The following is a 22,884-nucleotide window of genomic DNA, read 5'->3' as shown; positions in this document are numbered from 1 at the left end:
CCTCAGAAAAATGAAAACAAAATGAGGTATATTAGCGTACTGACCATAGCAGGATCCGACAGTTGCGGTGGAGCCGGCATCCAGGCAGACCTCAAGACCATGTCGGCCTTGGGCATTTATGCCGCTACCGCCATCACATCCGTCACCGTTCAGAACACCACTGGCGTGCAGGCGGTGCAAGCTATCCGTCCAGACATCGTAGCCGGACAGATCAAGGCGGTCATGGACGACATCGCCCCAAAGGTAATCAAGGTGGGAATGGTCAATAATGCAGAGATCATCCGTGCCATTGCCGACACCCTCTCCCCTTATCCCCATGCCACATTGGTGATCGACCCCGTTATGGTTTCTACGAGCGGGGCGCTACTCATGCAACCCCATGCGGTTGAGGCGTTCTGCCAACGCCTCCTCCCCCTATGCACCCTGCTGACTCCCAACATCCCCGAAGCCGAAGTCCTCTCCCACACCTCCATCCGCAGCATAGACGACACAGAACGTGCCGCCCGCCACATTCTGCAACTCGGTTGCAGGGCGGTACTCATCAAGGGCGGACATCTGGAAGGACAGGCCAAGACCGACGTACTCTACCAAGCCGACACCCCTCCGTTGTCATTCTCCCATCCCACCGTTACTACGCGCAACACCCACGGCACGGGTTGCACCCTATCCTCCGCCATTGCCTCATTTATCGCCCGTGGCTCATCCCTTCCCGAGGCGATACAACAGGCCAAGTGCTACCTGTCCTCTGCCATAGAAGCCGGCAAGGATGTCAGCATAGGAAGGGGCAACGGCCCAGTAAACCATTTGTTTAACCCAGAAAAGCTAATCATACAATGATACAGTTTATTACACACACCAACGACCGTTACGACTACGTAGAAGGAGCACGCCTCGCCTTGGCAGGCGGATGTCGCTGGATCCAGCTCCGCATGAAAGACGCGCCGAAAGATACGTTCATGGCGGCAGCCACAGCCATCGGCCAACTCTGTAAGACATGTCATGCCACATTCATCCTCGACGACCATGCAGAATGGGTACAGGAGGCAGGTGCCGACGGCGTACATCTCGGCAAGAACGATATGCCCGTGAGTGAGGCACGCAAACTCCTGGGCAGCCGATATGTCATCGGCGGCACCGCCAACACCTTCGACGATGTCGAACGACTCTACCGCGATGGAGCCGACTACATCGGCTGCGGTCCGTTCCGCTTCACCACCACCAAACAAAAACTGTCCCCCATCCTCGGTGCAGACGGTTACCGCCGTATTGTCAGTCAGATGAAGCTCCACCACATCACCATCCCTATCGTAGCCATTGGCGGCATTTTGTCCTCCGACATCCCTGACGTCATGGCAACTGGAGTCAGCGGTATTGCCGTAAGCGGCGCCATCCTCAATGCCGACAGTCCTGTGGAAGAGATGCAACGTTTCATCCGTCTTACAGAGAAAGAAATAGCCAAATAACTCAATATAAAAGAAATGGAAACAAAAATCAAGATCAATTATCCATCTTCCGAGAAAGTCTATCTGCAAGGAAAACGCTATCCGGAACTGCGCGTGGGTATGAGAAAGGTAAACCTCACCCCCACCGTCACTTTCAAGGGCGATGTGCGCCATGAAGAAGCCAATGCCCCCGTCTATGTCTATGACACCAGCGGACCGTACAGCGACCCCGATATGGCTATCGACCTGAAACAGGGACTCCCTAAATTGCGTCAACCGTGGATTGACGGTCGCAAGGCGGGAGAGACACAGATGTACTTCGCCAAACAGGGCATCATCACGCAAGAGATGGAGTATGTGGCAATACGCGAGAACATGAACTGCGAGGAATTGGGCATTACCACCCACATCACCCCGGAATTTGTCTGCAAGGAGATTGCTGAGGGACGTGCCGTAATCCCAGCCAACCGCAAGCATCCCGAAAGCGAGCCGATGATTATCGGTACAAATTTCCTGGTGAAGATCAATACCAATATCGGTAATTCCGCCACCACATCGGGCATCGAGGAAGAGGTGGAAAAGGCCGTATGGAGTTGCAAATGGGGCGGCGACACGCTGATGGACCTTTCCACGGGAAAAGACATCCACGAAACGCGCGAATGGATTCTGCGCAACTGCCCTGTTCCCGTAGGTACCGTACCGATGTATCAGGCTTTTGAGAAGGTCAACGGCAAGGCAGAAGACCTGACGTGGGAGATTTTCCGCGATACGCTCATCGAGCAGTGCGAACAGGGTGTGGACTATTTCACCATCCATTGCGGCATCCGTCTGAAGAACATCCATCTTGCCGACACCCGTCTGACGGGTATTGTCAGTCGCGGAGGCAGTATCATCTCCAAATGGTGTAAGGTACACCAGAAAGAGAGTTTCCTCTACGAGCACTTCGATGACATCTGCGACATCTGTGCCCAGTACGATGTAGCCATCTCCCTTGGTGACGGCCTCCGTCCCGGTTCTACCTACGATGCCAACGACGCGGCGCAGTTTGCCGAACTCGACACCATGGGTGAACTCGTAGAGCGTGCTTGGGCCAAACACGTACAGGCATTCATCGAAGGTCCCGGTCATGTTCCCATGCATAAGATCAAGGAGAATATGGAGCGCCAAATCGAGAAATGCCACGGAGCACCCTTCTACACCCTCGGTCCGCTCGTCACCGATATTGCCCCCGCCTACGACCACATCACCTCTGCCATCGGCGCCTCGATGATCGGATGGTACGGCACCGCCATGCTCTGCTACGTCACCCCTAAGGAGCACCTTGCCCTCCCCGACAAAGACGATGTGCGCACTGGTGTTGTAACCTATAAGATTGCCGCCCATGCTGCCGACCTTGCCAAGGGTCATCCCGGTGCCACCGTCCGCGACAATGCGCTGAGCAAGGCACGCTACGACTTCCGTTGGAAAGACCAGTTCAACCTCTCGTTAGATCCCGAACGCGCCCTGGAATACTACAAGGCAAGCAATTCCGTCGATGCCAACTACTGCACCATGTGTGGCCCTAATTTCTGCGCAGCACGCATCAGCCATTCCCTAAAGAGCTGCGAAGAAGAAAAGTAACAAATCTATAACCCAATAAACAACAACAAACAATGATTGAAACACAAGTATCAAAAGGTATCATCAGTACCTATTTCGACAAACTCCAACGTAATCTGAATCTCGACGTAGCCATTGTGGGCGGAGGCCCCTCAGGCATCGTCGCCGCCTATTACCTCGCCAAGGCAGGTCTCCGTGTAGCCCAGTTCGACCGCAAGTTGTCTCCTGGTGGCGGTATGTGGGGAGGCGCAATGATGTTCAACCAGATTGTCATTCAGGAAGAAGCCATGCACATCGTCAAGGACTTCGACATCAACTATCAGGCCTTTGAAGACGGACTCTACACCATCGACTCCGTAGAGAGCACATCTGCCCTGCTCTACCACGCCGTTCATGCCGGTGCCACCATCTTCAACTGCTATTCGGTAGAAGACGTCATCTTCAAAAACAATGTTGTCAGTGGTGTTGTGGTCAACTGGACTCCAGTACTCCGTGAGGGCCTCCATGTTGACCCGCTAAATATCATGGCGAAATGCGTTATCGACGGCACAGGTCACGACAGCGAGATGTGTAAGGTCGTTGCCCGCAAAAACGGCATCAGCCTCGACACAGCCACCGGCGGTGTTATCGGCGAGCGTTCCCTCGACGTAATAGAAGGCGAGCGCATGGTCGTAGAAGGCACCCGTGAGATCTACCCCGGCCTCTACGTCTGCGGCATGGCATCGTCTGCAGTGGCAGGCACTCCTCGCATGGGGCCCATTTTCGGTGGCATGCTGATGTCAGGAAAGCGCGTTGCCGACCAGATCATCGAGAAACTCAAGAAATAACCATCCATCTTCATCCTGCAACCTATGAAATGGATTGTCATCACCTCTCCCGACTTTCTGCCGGGAGAGGTTTCTACCATCGACACCCTCTTCCGCAGCGGTATCGACCTGCTCCATGTGCGCAAGCCCACCGCCTCGGCAGACGCCGTCAGACAGTTTCTTGCCACCGTTCCTACTCAGTGGCTTGGTCGCATCGTGCTCCACGACCATTTCCACCTTGTCGAAGAGTTTCCCCTCCACGGCATTCACCTCAACCGTCGCAATCCCCAGCCCCCCGCCGCCTTCCACGGCAGCCTTTCCGCTTCGTGCCACAGTCTTGCAGAGGTAGCAGAGCGCAAGACCCAGTGCGACTACGTATTTCTCAGTCCCATCTTCAACAGCATTTCCAAGACCGGTTACCACGCCGCATTCCAGGAGTCCGTCCTGCGGCAAGCCGCCCATTCTGGCATCATCGACCATCAGGTAGTAGCCTTAGGTGGAGTCACCGCCCGCCATCTCCCATACCTCAAGTCCCACCATTTCGGTGGTGCCGCATTCTTAGGCGACATCTGGCAGCGCACCACTCTCCCCTCCTTCACCGCCTATCTGCAACAGATCTCGCAAGAGATCTAATGTCTCACAGATTTTCATGTTGGTACTTCCGAGGTTTTTGTTAAGAAAAAAAATCCGTAATCCGTGTAAGATATTAAAAATCCGTGTAACACATTACTTTCGTATAAACTTGAGTCTCTGTGGGTTGATAGTCAGAATAGCAACGGCAACGAGAATCAGCATCCCACCGACAACACCAATAAATCCCAAGGGTTCACCCAGTATCACAACACCAACCACCATGGCAGTCAGCGGTTCAAAAGCACCAAGAATAGCCACGATCGTACTGTCGATGAGTTTCAGCGAAACAGTCACGCAGATATTACTTATTGCCGTAGGAATCAAACCTAAGAGCGCCAGGTCAAGCCAGCAACTGCTGTCAGGAACTTCTTCCACCCCACCGTTGGTCATCAGACTATAGGCAATCAGTAGCCACATACCCGTGAAAAACACATAAAAGGTGAGTTTTAGACTCGCGATGTGCTTCACTTTCAATCGAGGCACAAGGATGAGATAGATACCATACGCCAGTCCAGACGCCAATCCCAATAGGAGACCAATCATCGAGAAGGTGCCATCTCCAGAAAACACACCAGTCATCATCATCACACCCAGAGAGGCTAACAAAATACTAGAGGTGAGTTTGATGGAGAACTTATCACCGAGAAATGCCAGTCCGATGAGTGCACACCAGATGGGGTCGGTATAAACCAAAGCCGTTGCAATACCCGACGACAGATACTTGTAACATTCAAGTGTTGCGAGGGCTGTGGTAATATAGAAGATGGCAAGCAACACGATACGCAGCAGTTCTGACAGACTCACACGCATATTCGTCTTACGCAACAGGAGAATGGCAAGCATGGCTGCCGAACCAAACAGAAAACGATATACCAGGATGCTAACATTATCCATTCCTGCAGCAATAACAGGAATTGAAAACAAAGGTATCATTCCAAACGATACACCAGAAATGATACCATTAACCACACCGCGTAACTGACTATTCATATGCTTTGTACAAAAGAGCTGCAAAAGTACATGATTTTTTTTGAAACACAAAATATTCTGCATCAAATTTCCATTAAACCTTCATGACTGATTCAGGCCATACCCTAACCATTGTAAAATACATCAAAAAGTAATAGGCAGAAGGCTTGGCTGTCTAAGAAAAAAATAGTATTTTTGCAGCCCGTGATTGACGGTCAACCAAACGATAAAAGAAAAATGGCAAGCAAAACAAAAAAAGATTCTCGCGAACGCCGAATCTATCAAGTAACCCTCATGGGCAGCGTGGTCAATATGGTGTTGCTATTGGCAAAATTCGCAGCAGGCATTTTCTGCCATTCCGCAGCCATGATAGCCGATGCCGTACACTCGTTAAGCGATTTCCTTACCGATATCGTAGTGATAGTCATGGTCAGGCTAAGTAGCAAACCTGCCGACAAAGACCACGACTATGGACATGGAAAGTACGAAACCATTGCCTCGTCGATAGTAGGAATGGCGTTGATGCTTGTAGCCATCCTACTGGCATGGAACGGCATCATGAAGATCATTGACGCCATCCACGGCAAACAGTTAGAAGTCCCAGGAGTGTTAGCATTCTTTGCTGCCATCGTCAGTATTGTTGCCAAAGAAATCGTATTCCGCCTGACGCGCCAAACTGCACGTGCAGTCAAGTCACAAGCCCTTGAAGCCAATGCCTGGCACCATCGTAGCGATGCCCTTTCGTCAATCGGCACAGCCATAGGTATTGGAGGAGCCATCATGCTTGGTCAGCAATGGGCAGTCCTCGACCCCATTGCCGCTGTTGTAGTGAGCTTCATGATCTTCTATGCCGCCTTTCGCATTTTGCGTCAGGCATCAGGAGAACTCTTAGAAGAAAGTCTTCCTGAATCCGTAGAACAAAAGATTTGCGACATCGTCTATCGTGATCCGTTGGCAAGCGACATCCACCAACTCTACACGCGTCGTATAGGCAATAATATCGCCATCGAAATGCATCTTCGTTTACCAAGCGACCTCAAGCTCTCCGATGCCCATCAGCATGCCTCCTCCATCGAACGGGCCATCCGAGCTGAGTTTGGTGCCGACACCCACATTATGCTGCATATTGAACCAACAAAAGATTAGTTCTGATCTATGATTTATGGTTTTCGTTAAAGATTTTTTTTTAGATTTTCGTTAAGATTTCGAGCCTGTAAGGCGATCCATAATAAAACGCTCCTATAGAGCAACGTACTGTTGCGCATTTTTAGTTGAGATTTTTGTTAAAGATTTTGTTTGCTGCCTCCCTGAATTACAGATTATTTCTTGCGAAGCAACATCTTAAAAAAGATTTCCTCCAAAGATTTCTTGCCGTAGGCAACTAAAAAATCCGTCTAAATTCCGATGATTGATTTCTGGCCACAGGCCATATTTTTATTAAAGATTTCCTCCAGGATTTAAATTCTCCTTCCATTAAAACATGTTATGCAGAGCGAAATTACAGCCAAGACGACTCCAACCGCACACACACCCATCCATCCCTCACGCATCCAAGCCAATCCGGCACAATAGGTGCCAAGAGAACCACCGATAAAATAGGTAGTCATGAAGATGGTATTGGCCCTGTTTGAAGCATGAGGCACCTCCTGAATGCAACCACTTTGATTGCTTAGCTGCAGACATTGCAAACCAATATCCACCAAGATGATAGCCACCACAAGTCCCATAAAAGTATCACCAAACAGATAGGCCGTAGCCCACGCCACCAGTTGCAGACAAGCCCCATAAACACTCATCTTTCTTATGCCCCATTGGTTCACGAGCTTGCCCACACCGCTTGCCGCTATGGCACCAGCGATACCACACAATCCCAATGTTCCAACCATCTCGCTACCAGAGAAGAACGGCGCTTCAGCCAACCGGAAGGCAAGACACGACCAAATAGCCATCATACTGCCGAAACTGAAAGCGGCACGTACGGCATAAAGCCGTATGCGCCCGTTGCTCTTAACCATATCAAACACGCTAACCATCAATCCCCTGTATGAGCCCACATAGTTGCTTTTTATCTGCGGCATAATCTTGAGCGTAAGCACCATACACAGCACCATCACCAGAGCTGCGATGACAAACATCTCGCGCCAGCCAAGCCATTCGCCGACGTAACCGCTAACCACTCTCGAAGCAAGAATACCCGTCAGCAGTCCCGACAGAACGACCCCCATATTCCTACTTTTGTTCTCCTTCTTAGAATATTGTCCTGCTATAGGTATGAAAAACTGCGGAATGACAGAGCAGGCGCCCAATAGCAGAGACGCCCCCCATATCATCCATACCCGATGGGCAACAGCAATGACGACCGCCATCACGGCAGCCACCGTCATATTCACAACAATGATTCGTCGGCGCGAGTAGAGGTCGCCCATAGGAATTAGGAAACACAAGCCAAGCGCATAGCCTATCTGCGTGACAACAGTTATGAGGTTTGCCTCATGTTGGCTCACCCCAATATCGTGACGTATCATCTCCAGCAGAGGCTGGTTGTAGTAGCAATTAGCCACAGTCAGTCCCGCAACAACAGCCATTGTGATCAACAGGCTGCGCGCTATACCTTCATTCTCTTTCAGTTGTTTCATTTCTATTTTGCTTATATTTTGCCATGTCAGAAAATTCACTTTTCTTACTGTCGCGAAACAAGCAAATCAAGCTCTGACATGACAAAAGTACAAATAAAATCTCACACCCCCCACTCCTTTTGCAGGAATATTTTCTATTGCGGTGCATTGGATGCCCCTTTTGGTTCATCCGCTGTCATCCGTTTGCGTTTTAGGAAACTGTTATATTGTAACGCTTGAAATGGATATCATTGACCTGTTTCCATGACATTCTAACCCCCGCCATTGCTTGATAGGTTACTAACGCCCCGAATGGGGCAAAATTTTCATAGCCTAGGGTAATACCCTGGGTGTGTGGATTATTTGGCCTAAGTCCTGTAAGTACAAAAGTAATTCAGTTCTGCTCATTTGGCTTAACGTTAGGAGCCAGAAAGCTGCCTTTCCCATCAAGTTGAGCAGTTTCTCGTCGAATTTTCGATAGTTTCTCGCTATTTTCTCGACCGACATTCGTTGCTCTTTCGTTCGTTTTTCGCTTGTTCCTCGTTCGGTCCTCGTTCGGTCTTCGATAGACTAACGAATAAGCAACGAGAGACGAACGAGAGACGAACGAGGACCTAACGAGAACCCAACGAGAACCGAACGAAAAGTTATCGAGAACTGGTCGGGTGTAAATCGAAGAACCATGGTCCTTCTGTTGTAACCAGTTTGAGATGTTTAGAGTTGCATTTGTAAACATAATTAGGAATTTTTAATTGATAAGACTTGTGGTTTATTGCAAAGGCCTCATCCTTGTTTTGGAAATCAACCTTGGGTTCGCGTGCAAAGATACAATATCACGCCCCCCGTTGTCAACCCCTTTGGCCGGATTTTAATTTTATTTAACTACTGTTTTAGGTTTTTTAATATTACAGAGGCAAAATCCCATCAAAAACCACACTATTTAGATGAGAAACAACAGTTTATCAAGGTGCCGTGTATTCCGTGGATCATAAAAAATCCGAGTAACTGGTCAGAACAAGACATGAGATGTGAAATTGGTACTAAATGCTGTGTTTTAGCGCATGGCGTTCTCACGACTGGCGATTGACGTTCTCGTGACTGGCGATTGGCGTTATCGTGACAGGCGATTGGCGTTCTCTCCCCCAGCGATTGACGTTCTCTCCAACAGAGAGCGACATTACCATTAATTCCACAAGACTATAATTTAGTATTTCCCACAAATACCTGGCAACAAAAAGGAGGGTGCATCATAATGGGCAATGCACCCTCCTTGTCATCTGCTGGAAGGTATCATTTGAACTTCCATTCGTCGAATGTGATATTGTTTCCTTTTAGGACAAAACAGAGGTCCATTGTACCTGTCATATTCTTTTGAAGTTGGGATTCTATGAGTTTCATTTGCGGGGTACCGACTTTGATTGAAGCTATGACTTCTCCGTCCGGCCTATCCCGGCGGACTTCTATGATTCCGTTTCCGGATGCCTTAATTTCCAGACTGGAAGGTACTTTGTTGAATGCCACACCTCTGACAGCAATGATGCCAGTCTTGTTGGGAACGGTAACGGCATACATGTCCCCGATGCTTTTTCCATTTGTGAACTTGACACCTTGTGTGGCTGCTGTGGTTTCAGCCTGCTGGATGATGAACGGATTCATCGGCTGTATCTGTTTTGCGCCTTTCAGAGTCTGATTACCCATGTGGATATTCACGGTATTCTCGTCAACTTGTATTTCATCGACACAAACATTACGATAACCAGCTGTTGTATTGAAACTATGTTGCAAACTCATTGTATGATAGAATACATACCATTTCCCGCGGAATTTGTTTAGATGTGTATGATTGTTGCTGTAGTCATATCCATAATCTCCAGGGTTTTTCATATAGTTGTGCTGGTATTTCCAACTTTTGGTTACCAGCGGAGTTTTGCTAGTCATGTAACTCATGCAACAGGTGGTTGGTTTCTCTGTCTGGAGAGGCCAGTCGCTAAAATCTTGCCAATCTATGTTATAAGTATAAACGTATGTGCCGTTGATGTAGTTTAATTCGTTAGCTTCGAAATGATGGGGAGCCCTGATGGGCTTTATCGGGCCATCCACACTAATCATGTCTTTTCCCAAACGCATAATGCGAGCACATCCTCCGCCTACTGTCAGCCAACCTCTTCCTTTGTCATCGATGACTACACCCGGATCGAAAGCGGCTTTGCATTCTCCTGCTATGCCGGGAGTATTTGTGTCTACCAAACTATGATTCAGCGGGCTTGACCACGGTCCTATGGGGGATGTGGATGTCAGCACTGCAGTTCCATCACCGCTATTGGAGAAATAGAGGTAGAAGTGAGTCTTGCCGTCCGCTTCCTCACGTTTTGCGATCGACGGTGCCCATGATGTTTTTATCCATGGGGCAATGCTGTCTGTTTTAATAATTCCATGATAGGTCCAGTTTGTCATGTCATCGGAAGACATCATCACCAGAGATTTGATGTATTCGTAGGAGTTTTTTCCGTAACCGCCTATTGAATCATATTGTTGCTGATCGTTTGTTGCGTACACATAAATTCTGCCATTATATTCTACTGCAGTTGGATCCGCTGTAAACATAAAATCCAGCAGGGGATTTCCATCTCCTGTGGTGAGTTTAGGGGAAACGTCCGGCATGGTTACATAAGGCACGGAATCATTTTGCAAGGACGGATTTTCTCCGGCCTGCGCATTTTGCTGGTGAGATATCAAACATGCAGCAATGACCATTGATAAAACGGAGGTCTGGATGTTTTTCTTTTTCATTGTATAATTGGTTTAAAATAGTAATATGTTCGTTTACTGGCGTGTCATCGTTTTGGGCGGATGATGACCCTTCTGTAACTCGTCAGTGCAGGAGTTCCATTGTCTGTCACTTCACAGATTATATGCAGTTCTCTTCCTGCCGCATCTTGGGGGATAGGTAGAAAGGCTTTAGCTTTGTCTGCCTCTCTGATACTTACCGTTGAGGTGTAAGTACCCGCTTCCGGCATTATCCACCAATGAAAAGTCAGTTTATCTTTATCCGGGTCCGCAGATTCTGAAGCGTTTAACTGGAGTTCCTCTTCTGTTTTTGGTTCAATTATAATCGGACTCAATCCCTTTTTACCGTTTACGATGACTATCGGGTTACGGTTTCCTTTGCCGTATGCAGCCCAATCCATACGTGCTACGAAGTTGGCGAATATTGCGGGATAGAAGTATTTTTCATATTTCTCCGATATGCATTTGACTGCCGGATCTGCATTTGTGTAGCATGTTGTCAGACTGTCTGGTGACAGTCCCCATCGGAAATAGCCACCCCAACCTGTCTGGCTACATACGGTCGGATCGTTTAATCCATTTGGGGTTACATGTAGGAAAGAAGGAGTGTCGCCTTCCACTCCGTATTTGTTTTTCGGATATATTTTCCCTAGATTCCCGTGATTTTGTATATGAGTTGCGTATTCGTTCCAATTCTGGCTTCCTATGGCGTTCTGCACGATCCAGGCGCTGTCGTCCCAGAAAAAGCGGATATCCTTGCCGCAAGTCTTGCGGATCCATTGATGAGAACTGAAGGCATAATCCACAGGGGGGCCTCCGCATACATCTTGGTCTGTAATTGTATAAACACACAACTTATTCACAAACTTTCTAACTTCCGTTTCGCTTCGTTCCTGCTTGACAGTCCATATCGCTTGAGCCAGTGTATTTGCACCGCCCCAAACCAAGACCCATAAGGGACGGTCGTCCTTTTCGTCAACTAAGTCGATAATCATTTTGCTACCTTGTGAGCGATTCTTCTCTCCAAGTTTGGCTACACCTAAATCTCTGCTGCCAAATGCAGTCCTGCTACGCAAATAGGCAACACTTGGCCAATAGCCCAACGTTTGTTTGCCAGCTTCCTTTTCTACTGGCAGAAAACCCTTTTGTCCGGATCGTTTCATTAGATTCGGTAGATCCTTCTCGTAGGCATTAATTACTTTCTGCATGTTTTCCATCCATTCGTCCGGATAACTTCTCCCGCAGTTGTTCCATCCTCCTGTCGCAATCAGTCCCTCTATTTCATAAAGGTCAGCATGGACCAGCAGGCGGACCATTGATTCCATGTCATCGGGTTCAATGTCTGTCGGTGCAATATCCGTCAGAACGACAATCCGTGGTTTCAGGGAGGAATCCGCAATTGTTTTCGCTGCAGTTTGCATTGAGCCTAGAAGCAAGGTGCCCAGCACTCCAGCGATTCCCCATTGTAGTTTAGTAGCATGTCCCATTGTCCATAATTTCGCAACACTATTATTAATTAAACTTTTTAAGCTCCTGGGCAACCAAAAATTCTTGAACAAGTCAAGCGGCAGAGCCGAGCGGCCCAGAATTTTGCCATGTCGAAGAATTCACTTGTTTTAGTGTTGCAAAAATAAACAAGAGAATCCGACGATAGACTTAGCAAAGTTACAAATTAAATTTGGAAACTCACTCCTTTTGGAGGTAAATTTTCGGGTCATGGAGCAATTTGACTCCACATTGTCTTCTTTAATCGACTCAACCCTCGGTTTTAGGTATAGATCGTTCCGTTTCACGGCACCTTTTCTCGCCATGGCAGAATTAAAGCGAGCTTTATTCTGTTCATCTGGCTTAACGAAAACGTTACATTTCATGGCACCTCTTCTCGCCATGGCAGAGTTTAAGTGAACTGAACTCTGCTCATCTGGCTTAATGAATAGTCTATAATTTACTTGCCAGCCAATAACCTACGATAACCGCTATAAGTCCACAGAAAAGACTTAATACCATATAAAGTAGCGTTAAGGATTGTTGGCCATCTCGTGCTAAAAGCAAATTCTCGTTCATAAAGGTACTGAATGTGGTAAAACCGCCACAAAAGCCAGTAACCAACAATAGCTTAGCATTTGGCGAGAGATGTCCCCCTATTGCACATCCTGAAAGAATGCCGATAAGGAAACATCCCAATACATTGACGATGAAAGTTCCCATTGGGAAAGTGAAGGCAAGCCATTGGCTTGTGAACTTCGATACAAGATATCGAAGTCCACCGCCCAAAAAGCTTCCTACACATACCAATAATAATTGTTTCATAGCAGAATCTATCAAAGTCCTCTTGCCTTCAGCAAGCCAGAAGCATCTGGCTGTTGCATACCGGTAAAGTCTGTAAACATCAACATCTGGTCTTTGGTATTGCCTCTGCTGAGAATCTTGTCACGGAAAGCCTGACCTACGGCAGGATTCAAAGCACCATGCTTGGCAAAATAGTCAGCTACATTTACTGCCAGCACCTCTGTCCACAGATAACTGTAATAACCTGCTGCATATCCTCCACCCCATACGTGGTTGAAATACGAGGTGATGTAACGAGGCGGTATTTGGTTGTTGAGCAATCCCACTTGCTGCAACGCCTGTCTTTCAAACTCCTGGGCTTTATCGGCAGTAGGAATCTCTTGCTGGCCGATGTGGTGCCAAGCCATATCAAGACAAGTGGCAGCGAGATTCTCTCCCAAGGCATAGGCTGCATGGAAACTGATGGATTTCAACATACGCTCTTTAAGTGCCTCAGGCATGGGTTCTCCTGTCTGTGTATGGCGCGCGAAATGGTCGAACACTTCGGGTACTGTGGCAAATGACTCATTAAACTGTGAAGGCATTTCTACGAAATCGCGAGGTACGGCAGTTCCGGATAATGTGTTGTATTTGCAATCAGAGAGTATGCCATGGAGAGCATGTCCAAACTCATGGAAGAGTGTGCAGACCTCATCCCAAGTGATGAGGGTAGGCTGACCGTCCGGTGCTTTGGCAAAGTTGCACACATTATAAATGACAGGCAATTGATGACGCAGTCCGCATTGTTTGGCAAAGGCACTCATCCACGCACCGCCACGCTTTGTGGGGCGACGGAAATAGTCGCTATAGAAGAGTGCAATGGGTTTTCCATCTTTGTCGATTACCTCAAAGACCTTCATGTCGGGATGGTAGGTCGGAAAATCTTTGCGCTGCTTGAAAGTCAATCCATAGGCACGATGGGCTGCATAGAAAACGCCATTGACCTGTACGCTGTCGATATTAAAATAAGGTTTGATCTCGTCGTCGGAAATGTTGAGTTGTTCTTTTTTCATTTTCGATGAAAAATAGAACCTGTCATAGGGTTGCAACTTAAAGTCGCTGCCCATAGTCTTTTTAGCATAGTCTTCTATCGCCTTCGTTTCCTGGTCTGCCTTTGGTGAATAATCAGCAATCAGCTGATGGAGGAAATTATATACATTGCCCGAATTTTTTGCCATGGCTTTTTCCAGGGAATAGTCAGCATAATTGTCGTAGCCCATCAACTTCGCCTTTTCAGCACGCAGTTTGGCTGTTTCAACAACAATAGAGAAAGTATTGAACTGAGGATTAGTACCATCTGCCCGGTGTATAGAAGCCTCATATACCCGACGTCGCACATCGCGATTGGCGAGGTTTGCCAGGATGGGCTGCTGTGTGGTATTGATGATCACAATACAATAAGGAGCCTTGCCTCCCCTACTCTGTGCATCTTTCTCACACTGTGCAATATCAGCCTCTGAGAGTCCAGCCAATTCGTCTTTGGTATTGATCCATACGACAGCATGATTGGTAGCATCAGACAAGAGTTTTCCCCATTGCTGACTGAGTTTTGAGAGTCGCATATTGATTTGCTTCATCCGCTCCATGTCGCTGGCAGAGAGCAGTGCGCCAGCCCTGACGAAGCCTTTATAAATGACTTCCAACAGTCTTGCATCTTCGCCCTTGAGCTGATTTTTCTCATGCTCATAGACATATTTTATGCGTTTGAAGAGTTCAGGATTGAATGTAATCTCATTTTCCAAATCAGCAAGAATCGGCGTCACCTTCTCTTCTGTATCGGCAATAACCTTTGTTTTGTGTGCGCTGGTCAGTCCGAAGAATACATTACTGATACGGTCAAGCAACACCCCACTCTCTTCATAGGGCAGGATTGTGTTTGCAAAGGTCGGTGTTTCCTTACTATTGACAATCTTCTTGATATTGTCGCGTTGAATTTTCACAGCTGCTTCAATAGCAGGCAAATAGTCTGCCTCGTTGATCACATTGAAATCGGGAGCGCCAAAAGGCAGTTTGCTTTCAATGAGCAAGGGGTTGACTCTTTCCGCTCCTGACATGGTGGTCATTGCAGAAGCTTCTGACATCAGTATGATGCCCGAAGCCAGTCCAATTGTCATAAATGTTTTGTTTAGTTTCATCATTGCCGATATATAAGAAGTTTATTTGAGTTCCTTATCGAAGAATTTCACACACTGGCGGAAGAGATGATTGCGTGTGTTTCCTCCTGCGATACTATGGTTGCGATTGGTATAAACCAATTGACTGAAATCTTTATCAGCCTGCACCAGAGCTTCTGTGTATTCTGCTGTATTTCTGAAGTGGACATTGTCGTCAGCCATTCCATGACAGAGCAACAGACTGCCTTGCAACTGCGCAGCACGCTTGATGGGGTTGATATCGTAACCATTGGGATTCTCTTTCGGCGTACGCATGAATCGTTCGGTATAAATGGTGTCGTAATACTTCCAAGATGTTGGCGGGGCAATAGCAATACCTGCACGGAACACGCCACGTCCTTCAGACATAGACATCAACGTGTTGAAGCCTCCAAAGCTCCATCCCCAAATGGCCATTCGCTGCTCATCAACGTATTCCTGTTTTGCCAGCCACAAAGCCGCTTCCACCTGGTCATGTGATTCGAGTTCACCCATCTGCAGATATGTACACTTTTCAAATTCTGCACCCCTTGCACCTGTTCCGCGTCCATCAACACAGACACACAGATAGCCACGTTGCGCCAGATATTGTTCAAGCATGGCACCTTGACCTGCCATTCCCACTCCCCATGCATTCTTGACACTCTGACTACCGGGACCGCTATATTGGAACATGATGACCGGATATTTCTTCGACGGATTGAAATCTGCAGGTTTTACCATCCATCCATTGAGGTTGACTCCATCTGCTGTGGTCAGCGTGAAGAGTTCGCGTTTACCCAAATTCATGCTCTTCAACCAACCGTTGAGTTCTCGGTTATCTACAAGTGTCGAGAGAGTTTTCCCCCGTTGGTCGCAAAGTGAGAATACGGCAGGTGTATTGATATCGCTCCACTGGTTGATGAAGTACTTGAAGCCCTTGGCAAAGATGGCGCTGTTCCATCCTTTTTTGGGTGTCAGGCAATTGCGCTTTCCATTCGAGTGAGCCACATAGACCTGTTGTTCTACGGCACCCTGTTCGTGACTTGCGTAATAGACATCTCCTGTTGCATCATCCACGCCATACACATCTGCCACGTCATAATTTCCTGTTTCTACCTGACGCAGCAATTGTCCGTTGGTATTATAGAGATACAAATGCAACCATCCGTCACGCTGACTGGGCAGAAGGATGTAACGGTTTGTCACAACGAGACTTGAAACACACTCTTCCTTGACATATTTAGCGTCACGCTCTTCTATGAGCAGTTGGCAAAGGGTTGACAAGGGGTTGACCGCATAGATGCGCAGACAATCCTGATGGCGGTTGAGTGTTGTCACCATCACCTTGGAGGCATCCCCCATCTGCTTGATGCGAGGCACATAGCCATCAGCATCAATGGGTACTTGCAACTGGCGTGTCTGACGACTTGCAATATCAAAGCTCCACACCGAGGTTGTGGCATTGTCGGCACCAGCCACAGGATACTTGTAAGTATAAGCGCCAGGATACTCATCATACTGCTTGTATTCGGGATTCAGCCCTTTGAAGAGCGGCATGCTGTACTGTTTTACCTTACTCTCATCATATTTCACCCAGACCAGCACACGGCTGTCGGCTGTAAATATCATAGAGCGGTCGTTGGCAAACTCCTCCTCATTGACCCAGTCAGGGATTCCGTTGATGATGGCATTGCGCTTTCCGTCCTTCGTCACTTGCACCTCAGCATTATCATAGAGCAATTTGACCAGAAATATGTTGCCGTCACGCACAAAAGCCACCAATGATCCATCAGGTGAGAAAAGCGGCGTCTGCTGAGGTCCGTTTTTCGACAGGGGAACCATTCTGTTGCTTCCCATATTATACAAATAGTACTCTGCTTTGAACGAGTGGCGATAAATACTTTCCGTATGCGTCTGTATCAGCATCTGCCGACCGTTGGGGCTGACCATATAACCATCGATATAATCGACGCCGGCGGTTTTCACCACATCAAGGTCGAAAAGCACCGAAACGGTCTTTCCTGTTTTAAAGGAATGACTCTCTACCTTACGTCCGTCTGACGACAGTTGCGTATAAGTCTCACCATCTTGGGCAGTTTTCACCGCTCTGATGCCATCGCCGCGGTATTGCCATTTACTGATTTCCGCAAGATTCAGATTACCTGCAAACATAGCGCTGACTAATGGAAATAATAGCACTGCAGTCCAAAAAAATCTCTTCATATCTTTTCATTGTTTTATGTTATGTATCTTTCTTGTTTTGATGTTGCGAAATTACAAAAATTCATTGTCATCACCAAATATCTTCATGTATTTTGTGGAAATGAATAGAAGATAAGGGCAACAAGTACAATTCAACAGACAAAAAGATGGTTTTTATCGTGAGATTTCATCCAACTTACTTCTTATGCTGTCAGGAAGTCTCTCCTATGAGTGTCCCAATACCCAATAAGTTTTTGGGACTTACTGAGGACTCACTACGTAGGAAGAAGGATGATAACATCCCGAACTCATCCCGACGGCATCCCGAAGCCGAGCGCTAAGACTCTCGTCAAAAGTTGCGCCCGTCAGTCAAATATAAAAAGCAGAAAGTCTGCACAAAAAAAAAGAGCCTTTCGTTTGGCAATAAGAATTATAACCTGTAAATTTGCACCTAAGAAACCCAAATACCAAAGCAACAATGACTAATAACCAAGACGCCAAAGTACCCTCATGGGAAGAACTCGTCAACTCTATATCAACAGGAAGTTCACATCCCGAAGCAACTTGTTGGGAAATATACAGATACCTGCGCCAAAACTACAAAACCATTGGCTCAGAAACTTCACGCACTTTATTATTTGCTTATATCAAACTGCGCACCGACAAACCGTCACTCATCAATTCCTGTATGATGGATATGGCGGTTAAGATTAGCACAACCTATACAGACTTTCAACTGCCTCGCTTTCTCGACATGTGCAACCACACTTCATGTCTGAGAGATGAGGACCGCCAAAAACAAAAAGGCAAAGACGGAAAACTGTACCTATCCCTACAAGAACGAATAGATCGGGCCTTGCAATCCTACAGACTGCATCATCCTGAGGCACGCAATGAAAACTCCAACGATATTATAAGCATGTACGCAGTATCGTTGTTTGAGAAAATCAAAGCAGGACGCACCTGCCGGTTTGTCAAAATGGTTGCAGCAAATGGTTTGTCGCTGATTGCAGACAGCCACCAATTCCCTTGCCGGCCTTACGAAATCATCGGAAAGGTTTACGATGTTTCCGTCGCGTCCAGCAAAGAAGACAACAAAAGGATTGTCGAGATTGCAGCCTCAACAAAAGCGCCAAACCACGTCTTTCCTATAAAAACCGGATATATCGACGGAATTGACGAGACATACGGACACATCCACATCTTTGACAATATGTCACACCATTTCGTTGCCGACAGAAAAACAATTACCGCAACACTACCTGCACGAACAACCGTTCAAAAAGGAATGTTCATCCAATTCTGTCCTATTATCAGCGACGGAGACCCATTCAAATCGGCAGCAATCGTCAATATTTTAGACCGCTACAAAGGACACGAATCCTTTGGATCCTATTCTGCCAAGATCACATACGCAAATCCCGCACAGCATTACATCAGATACACCATCCTGTCAGACATTCCAACCACTCCCGAAGGCACCATCTCCAAAGAAGGCTTCGCCAGTACATCAACAATGAAACCGGATATGGAAAAAGAAATGACCGTAGGGAAAAACATCCAACTGATTCTATTCCTCAAGCGCGGAATAAACGGTCAGAAAAGCAACCACGTGGCTGAGATTTATTAGTCAATATGCCTTTTTACGCCCATTTTCATGCTTTAAAACCGTTTTCTGCAAGTACTATACACCTTTTATATAAGGAAAACAACGTTTTTCTTTTGATATTCCGTAGGATTGCAGTACCTTTGCAAGCTAAAAGCACTATTTTAAACAGAGAATGAGTAAATACCAAAATAAAACATTCCCTCTAATTGCTGATATAGAGGGAGATTACAAAGATTTAACAAGCATCGAAGTACCGGAAGTCTTGCCAGTATTGACAGTACGCAACGTTGTAATGTTTCCGGGAGTTGTCAACCCCATCCTCGTGGGACGGGACCAGAGTCTTAAACTACTCAAGAAAGCAGAGAAAGAAGACTCGCTCTTTGCCGTATGCTGCCAGTATTCAGCCAATACGGAATTTCCATCCCACAACGACATCTACAAGATTGGAGTAATGGCCAAACTCGTAAGGATTATCAGTTTGCCTAACAACAAGGTCACCGCCATCGTGCAGGGACTACGACGCATCGTATTGGGTGATGAAATACCCAACGACAACTTCATGCTTTCACACGTACTCCCATACGATGAGAAAATCCCAGAACAGGACGATACTGAGTTCAACACAGCCATAGGCACCCTGCGCGACGTTACAACAGAGTTTATCGACATGAACGATGAAATGCCCGATGAAGCATCATTCTCCGTGAGAAACATCGGCAACAACCTCATCGCGCTCAACTACATCTGTAGCAACTTTGTGGAAAACGTAAGCGAACGCATAGACCTTCTGAACACCTCAAACCTCAAGGATCGCCTCTTCATGATGATCAAACACATGAACAAGCAGCAAGAATTGCAGACCTTGAAACTTGAAATTCGCAAGAAGACCCACGAAGACCTCGACGAGCAACAGCGCAACTACTTCCTCCAGCAACAGATCAAGAACATTCAGGCTGAAATGGGCAATGAGGCTTCGCCTGAAAAGAAAGACCTGCTGGAAAAAGCTGCCAAAAAGAAATGGAGCAACGAAACCGCCAAAGTATTCAAGCGCGAGATGGAGAAACTCGATCAGCTCAACCCACAAAGTCCGGACTACAACATCCAACTGACGTACCTCCAGACTCTTGTTTCGCTGCCATGGAACGAATACACCAAGGATGACCTCAATCTGAAGCGTGCACAACGAATCCTTGACCGCGACCACTACGGCATGGAGAAAGTCAAGGAGAGAATACTCGAATACATCGCTGTGCTCTCGCTCAGAGGCAATCTCAAGTCGCCTATCCTTTGCCTCTACGGCCCTCCAGGAGTCGGAAAAACCAGTCTGGGCAAATCCATCGCCGACGCACTAAACAGAAAATACGTGCGCGTCTCACTTGGAGGACTACACGACGAAGCTGAAATACGCGGACACCGTAGAACCTACATTGGAGCCATGCCCGGACGCATCATCAAAAACATGCAGAAGGCAGGGACTGGTAATCCCGTATTCATACTCGACGAAATAGACAAGGTGACGCAGAATACCCATAACGGCGATCCTGCCTCAGCACTTCTCGAAGTACTCGATCCTGAGCAAAACAATGCCTTCCACGACAACTATCTCGATCTGGACTACGACCTGTCGAAAGTCATGTTTATTGCAACGGCCAACAATCTCGGCACCATTCCCAAACCCCTACTCGACCGCATGGAAATCATCGAAGTAAGTGGCTATATTACCGAAGAGAAACAAGAGATTGCTAAGCGACACCTCATCCCACGCGAAAAAGAGAATACGGGACTGGCAGACAGCCGACTCACCTTCACCAAGGCTGCCACAGAGAAAATCATCGAGCAATATACGCGGGAAAGCGGTGTGCGCCAACTGGAGAAACAAATCAACAAGGCCTTGCGCAAAATAGCCTTTAAAGTGGCGGAAAGCGGAACCCTGCCTTTCTCTAAAATCACTCCCGTTGAACTCGAAGGACTGTTGGGCAAACCACCTTACTATCGCGACATCTATCAAGGCAACAGCTATGCAGGAGTGGTCACAGGACTCGCATGGACAAGCGTTGGCGGCGAAATCCTCTTCATCGAAACCTCACTCTCGAAAGGAAAGGGCGCAAAACTCACGCTGACAGGAAACCTCGGTGATGTCATGAAAGAAAGTGCCATTCTCGCTCTTGAATATATAAAAGCACACGCAGATACACTTCATATCGATTATCGCATTTTCGACAACTGGAACATACACATCCACGTTCCAGAAGGTGCGACGCCCAAGGACGGACCATCAGCAGGAATCACCATTGCAACCAGCATCGCCTCTGCCCTGACCCAACGTAAAGTGCGTCGCAACACAGCCATGACCGGTGAAATAACGCTTCGAGGAAAAGTTCTTCCCGTTGGCGGCATCAAGGAGAAGATCCTCGCTGCCAAACGTGCCGGAATCACAGACATTCTGATGTGTCAGGAAAACCGCAAGGACATTGAAGAGATTCCTGAAGTTTATCTCAAAGGCGTAGAATTCCATTATGTCGAAAACGTACAAGACGTATGGAACTTCGCATTAACAGATGAGATAGTAGATAACCCATTGGACTTCACCATCCAAGACGACAACAAAGACAGCAAATGACATTTGAACTGCAACATACAGATTCTGCCAGCGATGCACGAACAGGCCTTATCACCACAGACCACGGACAGATCAAGACGCCAATCTTCATGCCCGTAGGAACCGTTGGAAGCGTCAAAGGCGTACATTTCTCAGAACTCCGCGAACAAGTCAAGGCACAGATTATACTTGGAAACACTTATCATCTCTACCTTCGACCAGGACTGGAAGTGCTCCGTCAAGCAGGCGGACTCCATCAATTCAACACATGGGACCGCCCTATCCTAACCGACTCCGGCGGTTTCCAGGTATTCTCATTGACTGGCATACGAAAACTCCGCGAGGAAGGCTGCGAATTCCGTTCACACATCGACGGTTCCAAACACTTCTTTACTCCTGAAAATGTGATGGATACCGAACGCGTGATAGGAGCAGACATCATGATGGCCTTCGACGAATGTCCACCAGGACAAAGCGACTATAACTATGCCAAGAAATCGCTCATGATGACCCAACGCTGGCTCGACCGATGCATCAAGCGACTCGACGAAACCGAACCACTTTACGGCTATCGTCAAAGTCTCTTCCCTATCGTACAAGGCTGCACCTATAAAGACCTCCGCCGAGAGGCTGCCAAATTTGTGGCAGACAAGGGTGCCGACGGAAATGCTATCGGAGGATTAGCTGTCGGCGAACCCACAGAAGTGATGTACGAGATGATTGAAGTGGTCAATGAGATACTGCCTAAAGACAAGCCTCGCTACTTGATGGGTGTAGGAACGCCACAGAATATTCTCGAAGCCATCGAACGTGGTGTTGACATGTTTGACTGCGTCATGCCCACTCGTAACGGCCGTAATGCCATGCTGTTCACCTATGAGGGCACAATGAACATGCGCAACAAGAAATGGGAGGCAGACTTCTCGCCCATTGATCCCGACGGCTGCGACATCGACCGCATACACACCAAAGCATACCTCCACCACCTGTTCAAGGCTCAAGAGTTACTTGCCATGCAGATTGCCAGCATACACAATCTGGCATTCTACCTGCGCCTTGTGACCGACGCACGCCAACACATCGAACAGGGTGATTTCGTGCAATGGAAACGCTCGGTGATTGACAACCTTGGTCGTCGAAGATAAGAACCCTACAGACAC

The 22,884-nt window shown here is 47.5% G+C and carries 16 protein-coding genes and 1 pseudogene; 10 read left to right on the top strand and 7 right to left on the bottom strand.

The annotated features are described in order from the left end of the window. Positions 1–21: 21 nt before the first annotated feature. From thiD to CIK88_RS00570, 5 genes are read left to right on the top strand one after another with little or no spacing between them, the layout of a single operon-like run. Positions 22–837 (top strand): bifunctional hydroxymethylpyrimidine kinase/phosphomethylpyrimidine kinase, encoded by an 816-nt coding sequence (gene thiD, locus CIK88_RS00590; RefSeq protein ID WP_094434013.1) that lies wholly within the window; start codon positions 22–24, stop codon positions 835–837. Then, on the top strand, positions 834–1,463 hold the full coding sequence (locus CIK88_RS00585; RefSeq protein WP_094433967.1) for a thiamine phosphate synthase: 630 nt from the start codon (positions 834–836) through the stop codon (positions 1,461–1,463). Before thiD ends, CIK88_RS00585 begins: the two co-directional genes overlap by 4 nt. Positions 1,464–1,478: 15 nt before the next feature. Beyond that, entirely contained in the window at positions 1,479–3,062 is a 1,584-nt protein-coding gene (gene thiC, locus CIK88_RS00580) for a phosphomethylpyrimidine synthase ThiC (protein ID WP_094391070.1), read from the top strand. A 32-nt stretch (positions 3,063–3,094) separates the two neighbouring features. After that, positions 3,095–3,868 (top strand): sulfide-dependent adenosine diphosphate thiazole synthase, encoded by a 774-nt coding sequence (locus tag CIK88_RS00575; RefSeq protein WP_094391071.1) that lies wholly within the window; start codon positions 3,095–3,097, stop codon positions 3,866–3,868. Positions 3,869–3,892: 24 nt separating this feature from the next. Further along, a complete protein-coding gene (locus CIK88_RS00570; protein WP_094391072.1) occupies positions 3,893–4,480 on the top strand; it encodes a thiamine phosphate synthase in 588 nt (195 codons plus the stop codon). A 93-nt stretch (positions 4,481–4,573) separates the two neighbouring features. On the opposite strand, the gene CIK88_RS00565 is transcribed toward CIK88_RS00570, so the two are convergent. Further along, positions 4,574–5,470: a DMT family transporter gene (locus CIK88_RS00565; protein ID WP_158214618.1), complete on the bottom strand. Its 897-nt coding sequence runs from the start codon at positions 5,468–5,470 to the stop codon at positions 4,574–4,576. Positions 5,471–5,686: 216 nt separating this feature from the next. On the opposite strand from CIK88_RS00565, the gene CIK88_RS00560 reads away from it, so the two are divergent. Beyond that, the gene (locus CIK88_RS00560; protein WP_094391084.1) at positions 5,687–6,595 is read left to right on the top strand and encodes a cation diffusion facilitator family transporter; all 909 of its coding nucleotides are present in this window, start codon (positions 5,687–5,689) and stop codon (positions 6,593–6,595) included. Between the two features lie 311 nt (positions 6,596–6,906). Here CIK88_RS00560 and CIK88_RS00555 read toward each other — a convergent pair whose 3' ends face one another. From CIK88_RS00555 to CIK88_RS00545, 3 genes are all read right to left on the bottom strand, one after another. Then, the gene (locus CIK88_RS00555; protein WP_094433965.1) at positions 6,907–8,085 is read right to left on the bottom strand and encodes an MFS transporter; all 1,179 of its coding nucleotides are present in this window, start codon (positions 8,083–8,085) and stop codon (positions 6,907–6,909) included. 1,269 nt (positions 8,086–9,354) lie between these two features. After that, positions 9,355–10,725 carry a glycoside hydrolase family 43 protein gene (locus CIK88_RS00550; protein ID WP_256387682.1) on the bottom strand — a complete coding sequence of 457 codons (1,371 nt, stop codon included), beginning with the start codon at positions 10,723–10,725 and terminating at the stop codon, positions 9,355–9,357. A gap of 173 nt (positions 10,726–10,898) precedes the next feature. After that, complete coding sequence (locus CIK88_RS00545) at positions 10,899–12,338, bottom strand: DUF1593 domain-containing protein (RefSeq protein ID WP_094433964.1); 1,440 nt, start codon at positions 12,336–12,338, stop codon at positions 10,899–10,901. A gap of 163 nt (positions 12,339–12,501) precedes the next feature. Here CIK88_RS00545 and CIK88_RS12745 point away from each other — a divergent pair. After that, a pseudogene (locus CIK88_RS12745) lies at positions 12,502–12,637 on the top strand (IS1380 family transposase); the annotation flags it as partial. Between the two features lie 152 nt (positions 12,638–12,789). On the opposite strand, the gene crcB reads toward CIK88_RS12745, so the two are convergent. From crcB to CIK88_RS00530, 3 genes are read right to left on the bottom strand one after another with little or no spacing between them, the layout of a single operon-like run. Continuing rightward, positions 12,790–13,161 (bottom strand): fluoride efflux transporter CrcB, encoded by a 372-nt coding sequence (gene crcB, locus CIK88_RS00540; RefSeq protein ID WP_094433963.1) that lies wholly within the window; start codon positions 13,159–13,161, stop codon positions 12,790–12,792. A gap of 11 nt (positions 13,162–13,172) precedes the next feature. Then, entirely contained in the window at positions 13,173–15,314 is a 2,142-nt protein-coding gene (locus CIK88_RS00535) for a M3 family metallopeptidase (protein ID WP_371591463.1), read from the bottom strand. Between the two features lie 21 nt (positions 15,315–15,335). After that, positions 15,336–17,537: a S9 family peptidase gene (locus CIK88_RS00530; RefSeq protein ID WP_094433961.1), complete on the bottom strand. Its 2,202-nt coding sequence runs from the start codon at positions 17,535–17,537 to the stop codon at positions 15,336–15,338. A 457-nt stretch (positions 17,538–17,994) separates the two neighbouring features. Between CIK88_RS00530 and CIK88_RS00525 the strand changes: the two genes are divergently transcribed. The 3 genes from CIK88_RS00525 to tgt all read left to right on the top strand — a co-directional run bounded on the left by CIK88_RS00525 (position 17,995) and on the right by tgt (position 22,869). Continuing rightward, positions 17,995–19,146 carry a hypothetical protein gene (locus CIK88_RS00525; protein WP_094433960.1) on the top strand — a complete coding sequence of 384 codons (1,152 nt, stop codon included), beginning with the start codon at positions 17,995–17,997 and terminating at the stop codon, positions 19,144–19,146. Between the two features lie 151 nt (positions 19,147–19,297). Further along, positions 19,298–21,745 (top strand): endopeptidase La, encoded by a 2,448-nt coding sequence (gene lon / locus CIK88_RS00520; RefSeq protein WP_094433959.1) that lies wholly within the window; start codon positions 19,298–19,300, stop codon positions 21,743–21,745. Continuing rightward, a complete protein-coding gene (gene tgt / locus CIK88_RS00515; protein WP_094433958.1) occupies positions 21,742–22,869 on the top strand; it encodes a tRNA guanosine(34) transglycosylase Tgt in 1,128 nt (375 codons plus the stop codon). Before lon ends, tgt begins: the two co-directional genes overlap by 4 nt. The last annotated feature ends 15 nt before the right edge of the window (positions 22,870–22,884 follow it).

The sequence above is a fragment of the Prevotella sp. P5-50 genome, assembly GCF_002251295.1.
GTDB lineage: Bacteria > Bacteroidota > Bacteroidia > Bacteroidales > Bacteroidaceae > Prevotella.
Note: the sequence above shows the minus strand (reverse complement) of the source record. Positions and strands in the feature narration are given on the sequence as shown.

Bases quoted from the DNA above. Each gene is read 5' to 3' on its own strand.
- thiD (WP_094434013.1), top strand. From the start codon at position 22: ATGAGGTATATTAGCGTACTGACCATAGCAGGATCCGACAGTTGCGGT.
- CIK88_RS00585 (WP_094433967.1), top strand. From the start codon at position 834: ATGATACAGTTTATTACACACACCAACGACCGTTACGACTACGTAGAA.
- thiC (WP_094391070.1), top strand. From the start codon at position 1,479: ATGGAAACAAAAATCAAGATCAATTATCCATCTTCCGAGAAAGTCTAT.
- CIK88_RS00575 (WP_094391071.1), top strand. From the start codon at position 3,095: ATGATTGAAACACAAGTATCAAAAGGTATCATCAGTACCTATTTCGAC.
- CIK88_RS00570 (WP_094391072.1), top strand. From the start codon at position 3,893: ATGAAATGGATTGTCATCACCTCTCCCGACTTTCTGCCGGGAGAGGTT.
- CIK88_RS00565 (WP_158214618.1), bottom strand. From the start codon at position 5,470: ATGAATAGTCAGTTACGCGGTGTGGTTAATGGTATCATTTCTGGTGTA.
- CIK88_RS00560 (WP_094391084.1), top strand. From the start codon at position 5,687: ATGGCAAGCAAAACAAAAAAAGATTCTCGCGAACGCCGAATCTATCAA.
- CIK88_RS00555 (WP_094433965.1), bottom strand. From the start codon at position 8,085: ATGAAACAACTGAAAGAGAATGAAGGTATAGCGCGCAGCCTGTTGATC.
- CIK88_RS00550 (WP_256387682.1), bottom strand. From the start codon at position 10,725: ATGCCGGACGTTTCCCCTAAACTCACCACAGGAGATGGAAATCCCCTG.
- CIK88_RS00545 (WP_094433964.1), bottom strand. From the start codon at position 12,338: ATGGGACATGCTACTAAACTACAATGGGGAATCGCTGGAGTGCTGGGC.
- crcB (WP_094433963.1), bottom strand. From the start codon at position 13,161: ATGAAACAATTATTATTGGTATGTGTAGGAAGCTTTTTGGGCGGTGGA.
- CIK88_RS00535 (WP_371591463.1), bottom strand. From the start codon at position 15,314: ATGAAACTAAACAAAACATTTATGACAATTGGACTGGCTTCGGGCATC.
- CIK88_RS00530 (WP_094433961.1), bottom strand. From the start codon at position 17,537: ATGAAGAGATTTTTTTGGACTGCAGTGCTATTATTTCCATTAGTCAGC.
- CIK88_RS00525 (WP_094433960.1), top strand. From the start codon at position 17,995: ATGACTAATAACCAAGACGCCAAAGTACCCTCATGGGAAGAACTCGTC.
- lon (WP_094433959.1), top strand. From the start codon at position 19,298: ATGAGTAAATACCAAAATAAAACATTCCCTCTAATTGCTGATATAGAG.
- tgt (WP_094433958.1), top strand. From the start codon at position 21,742: ATGACATTTGAACTGCAACATACAGATTCTGCCAGCGATGCACGAACA.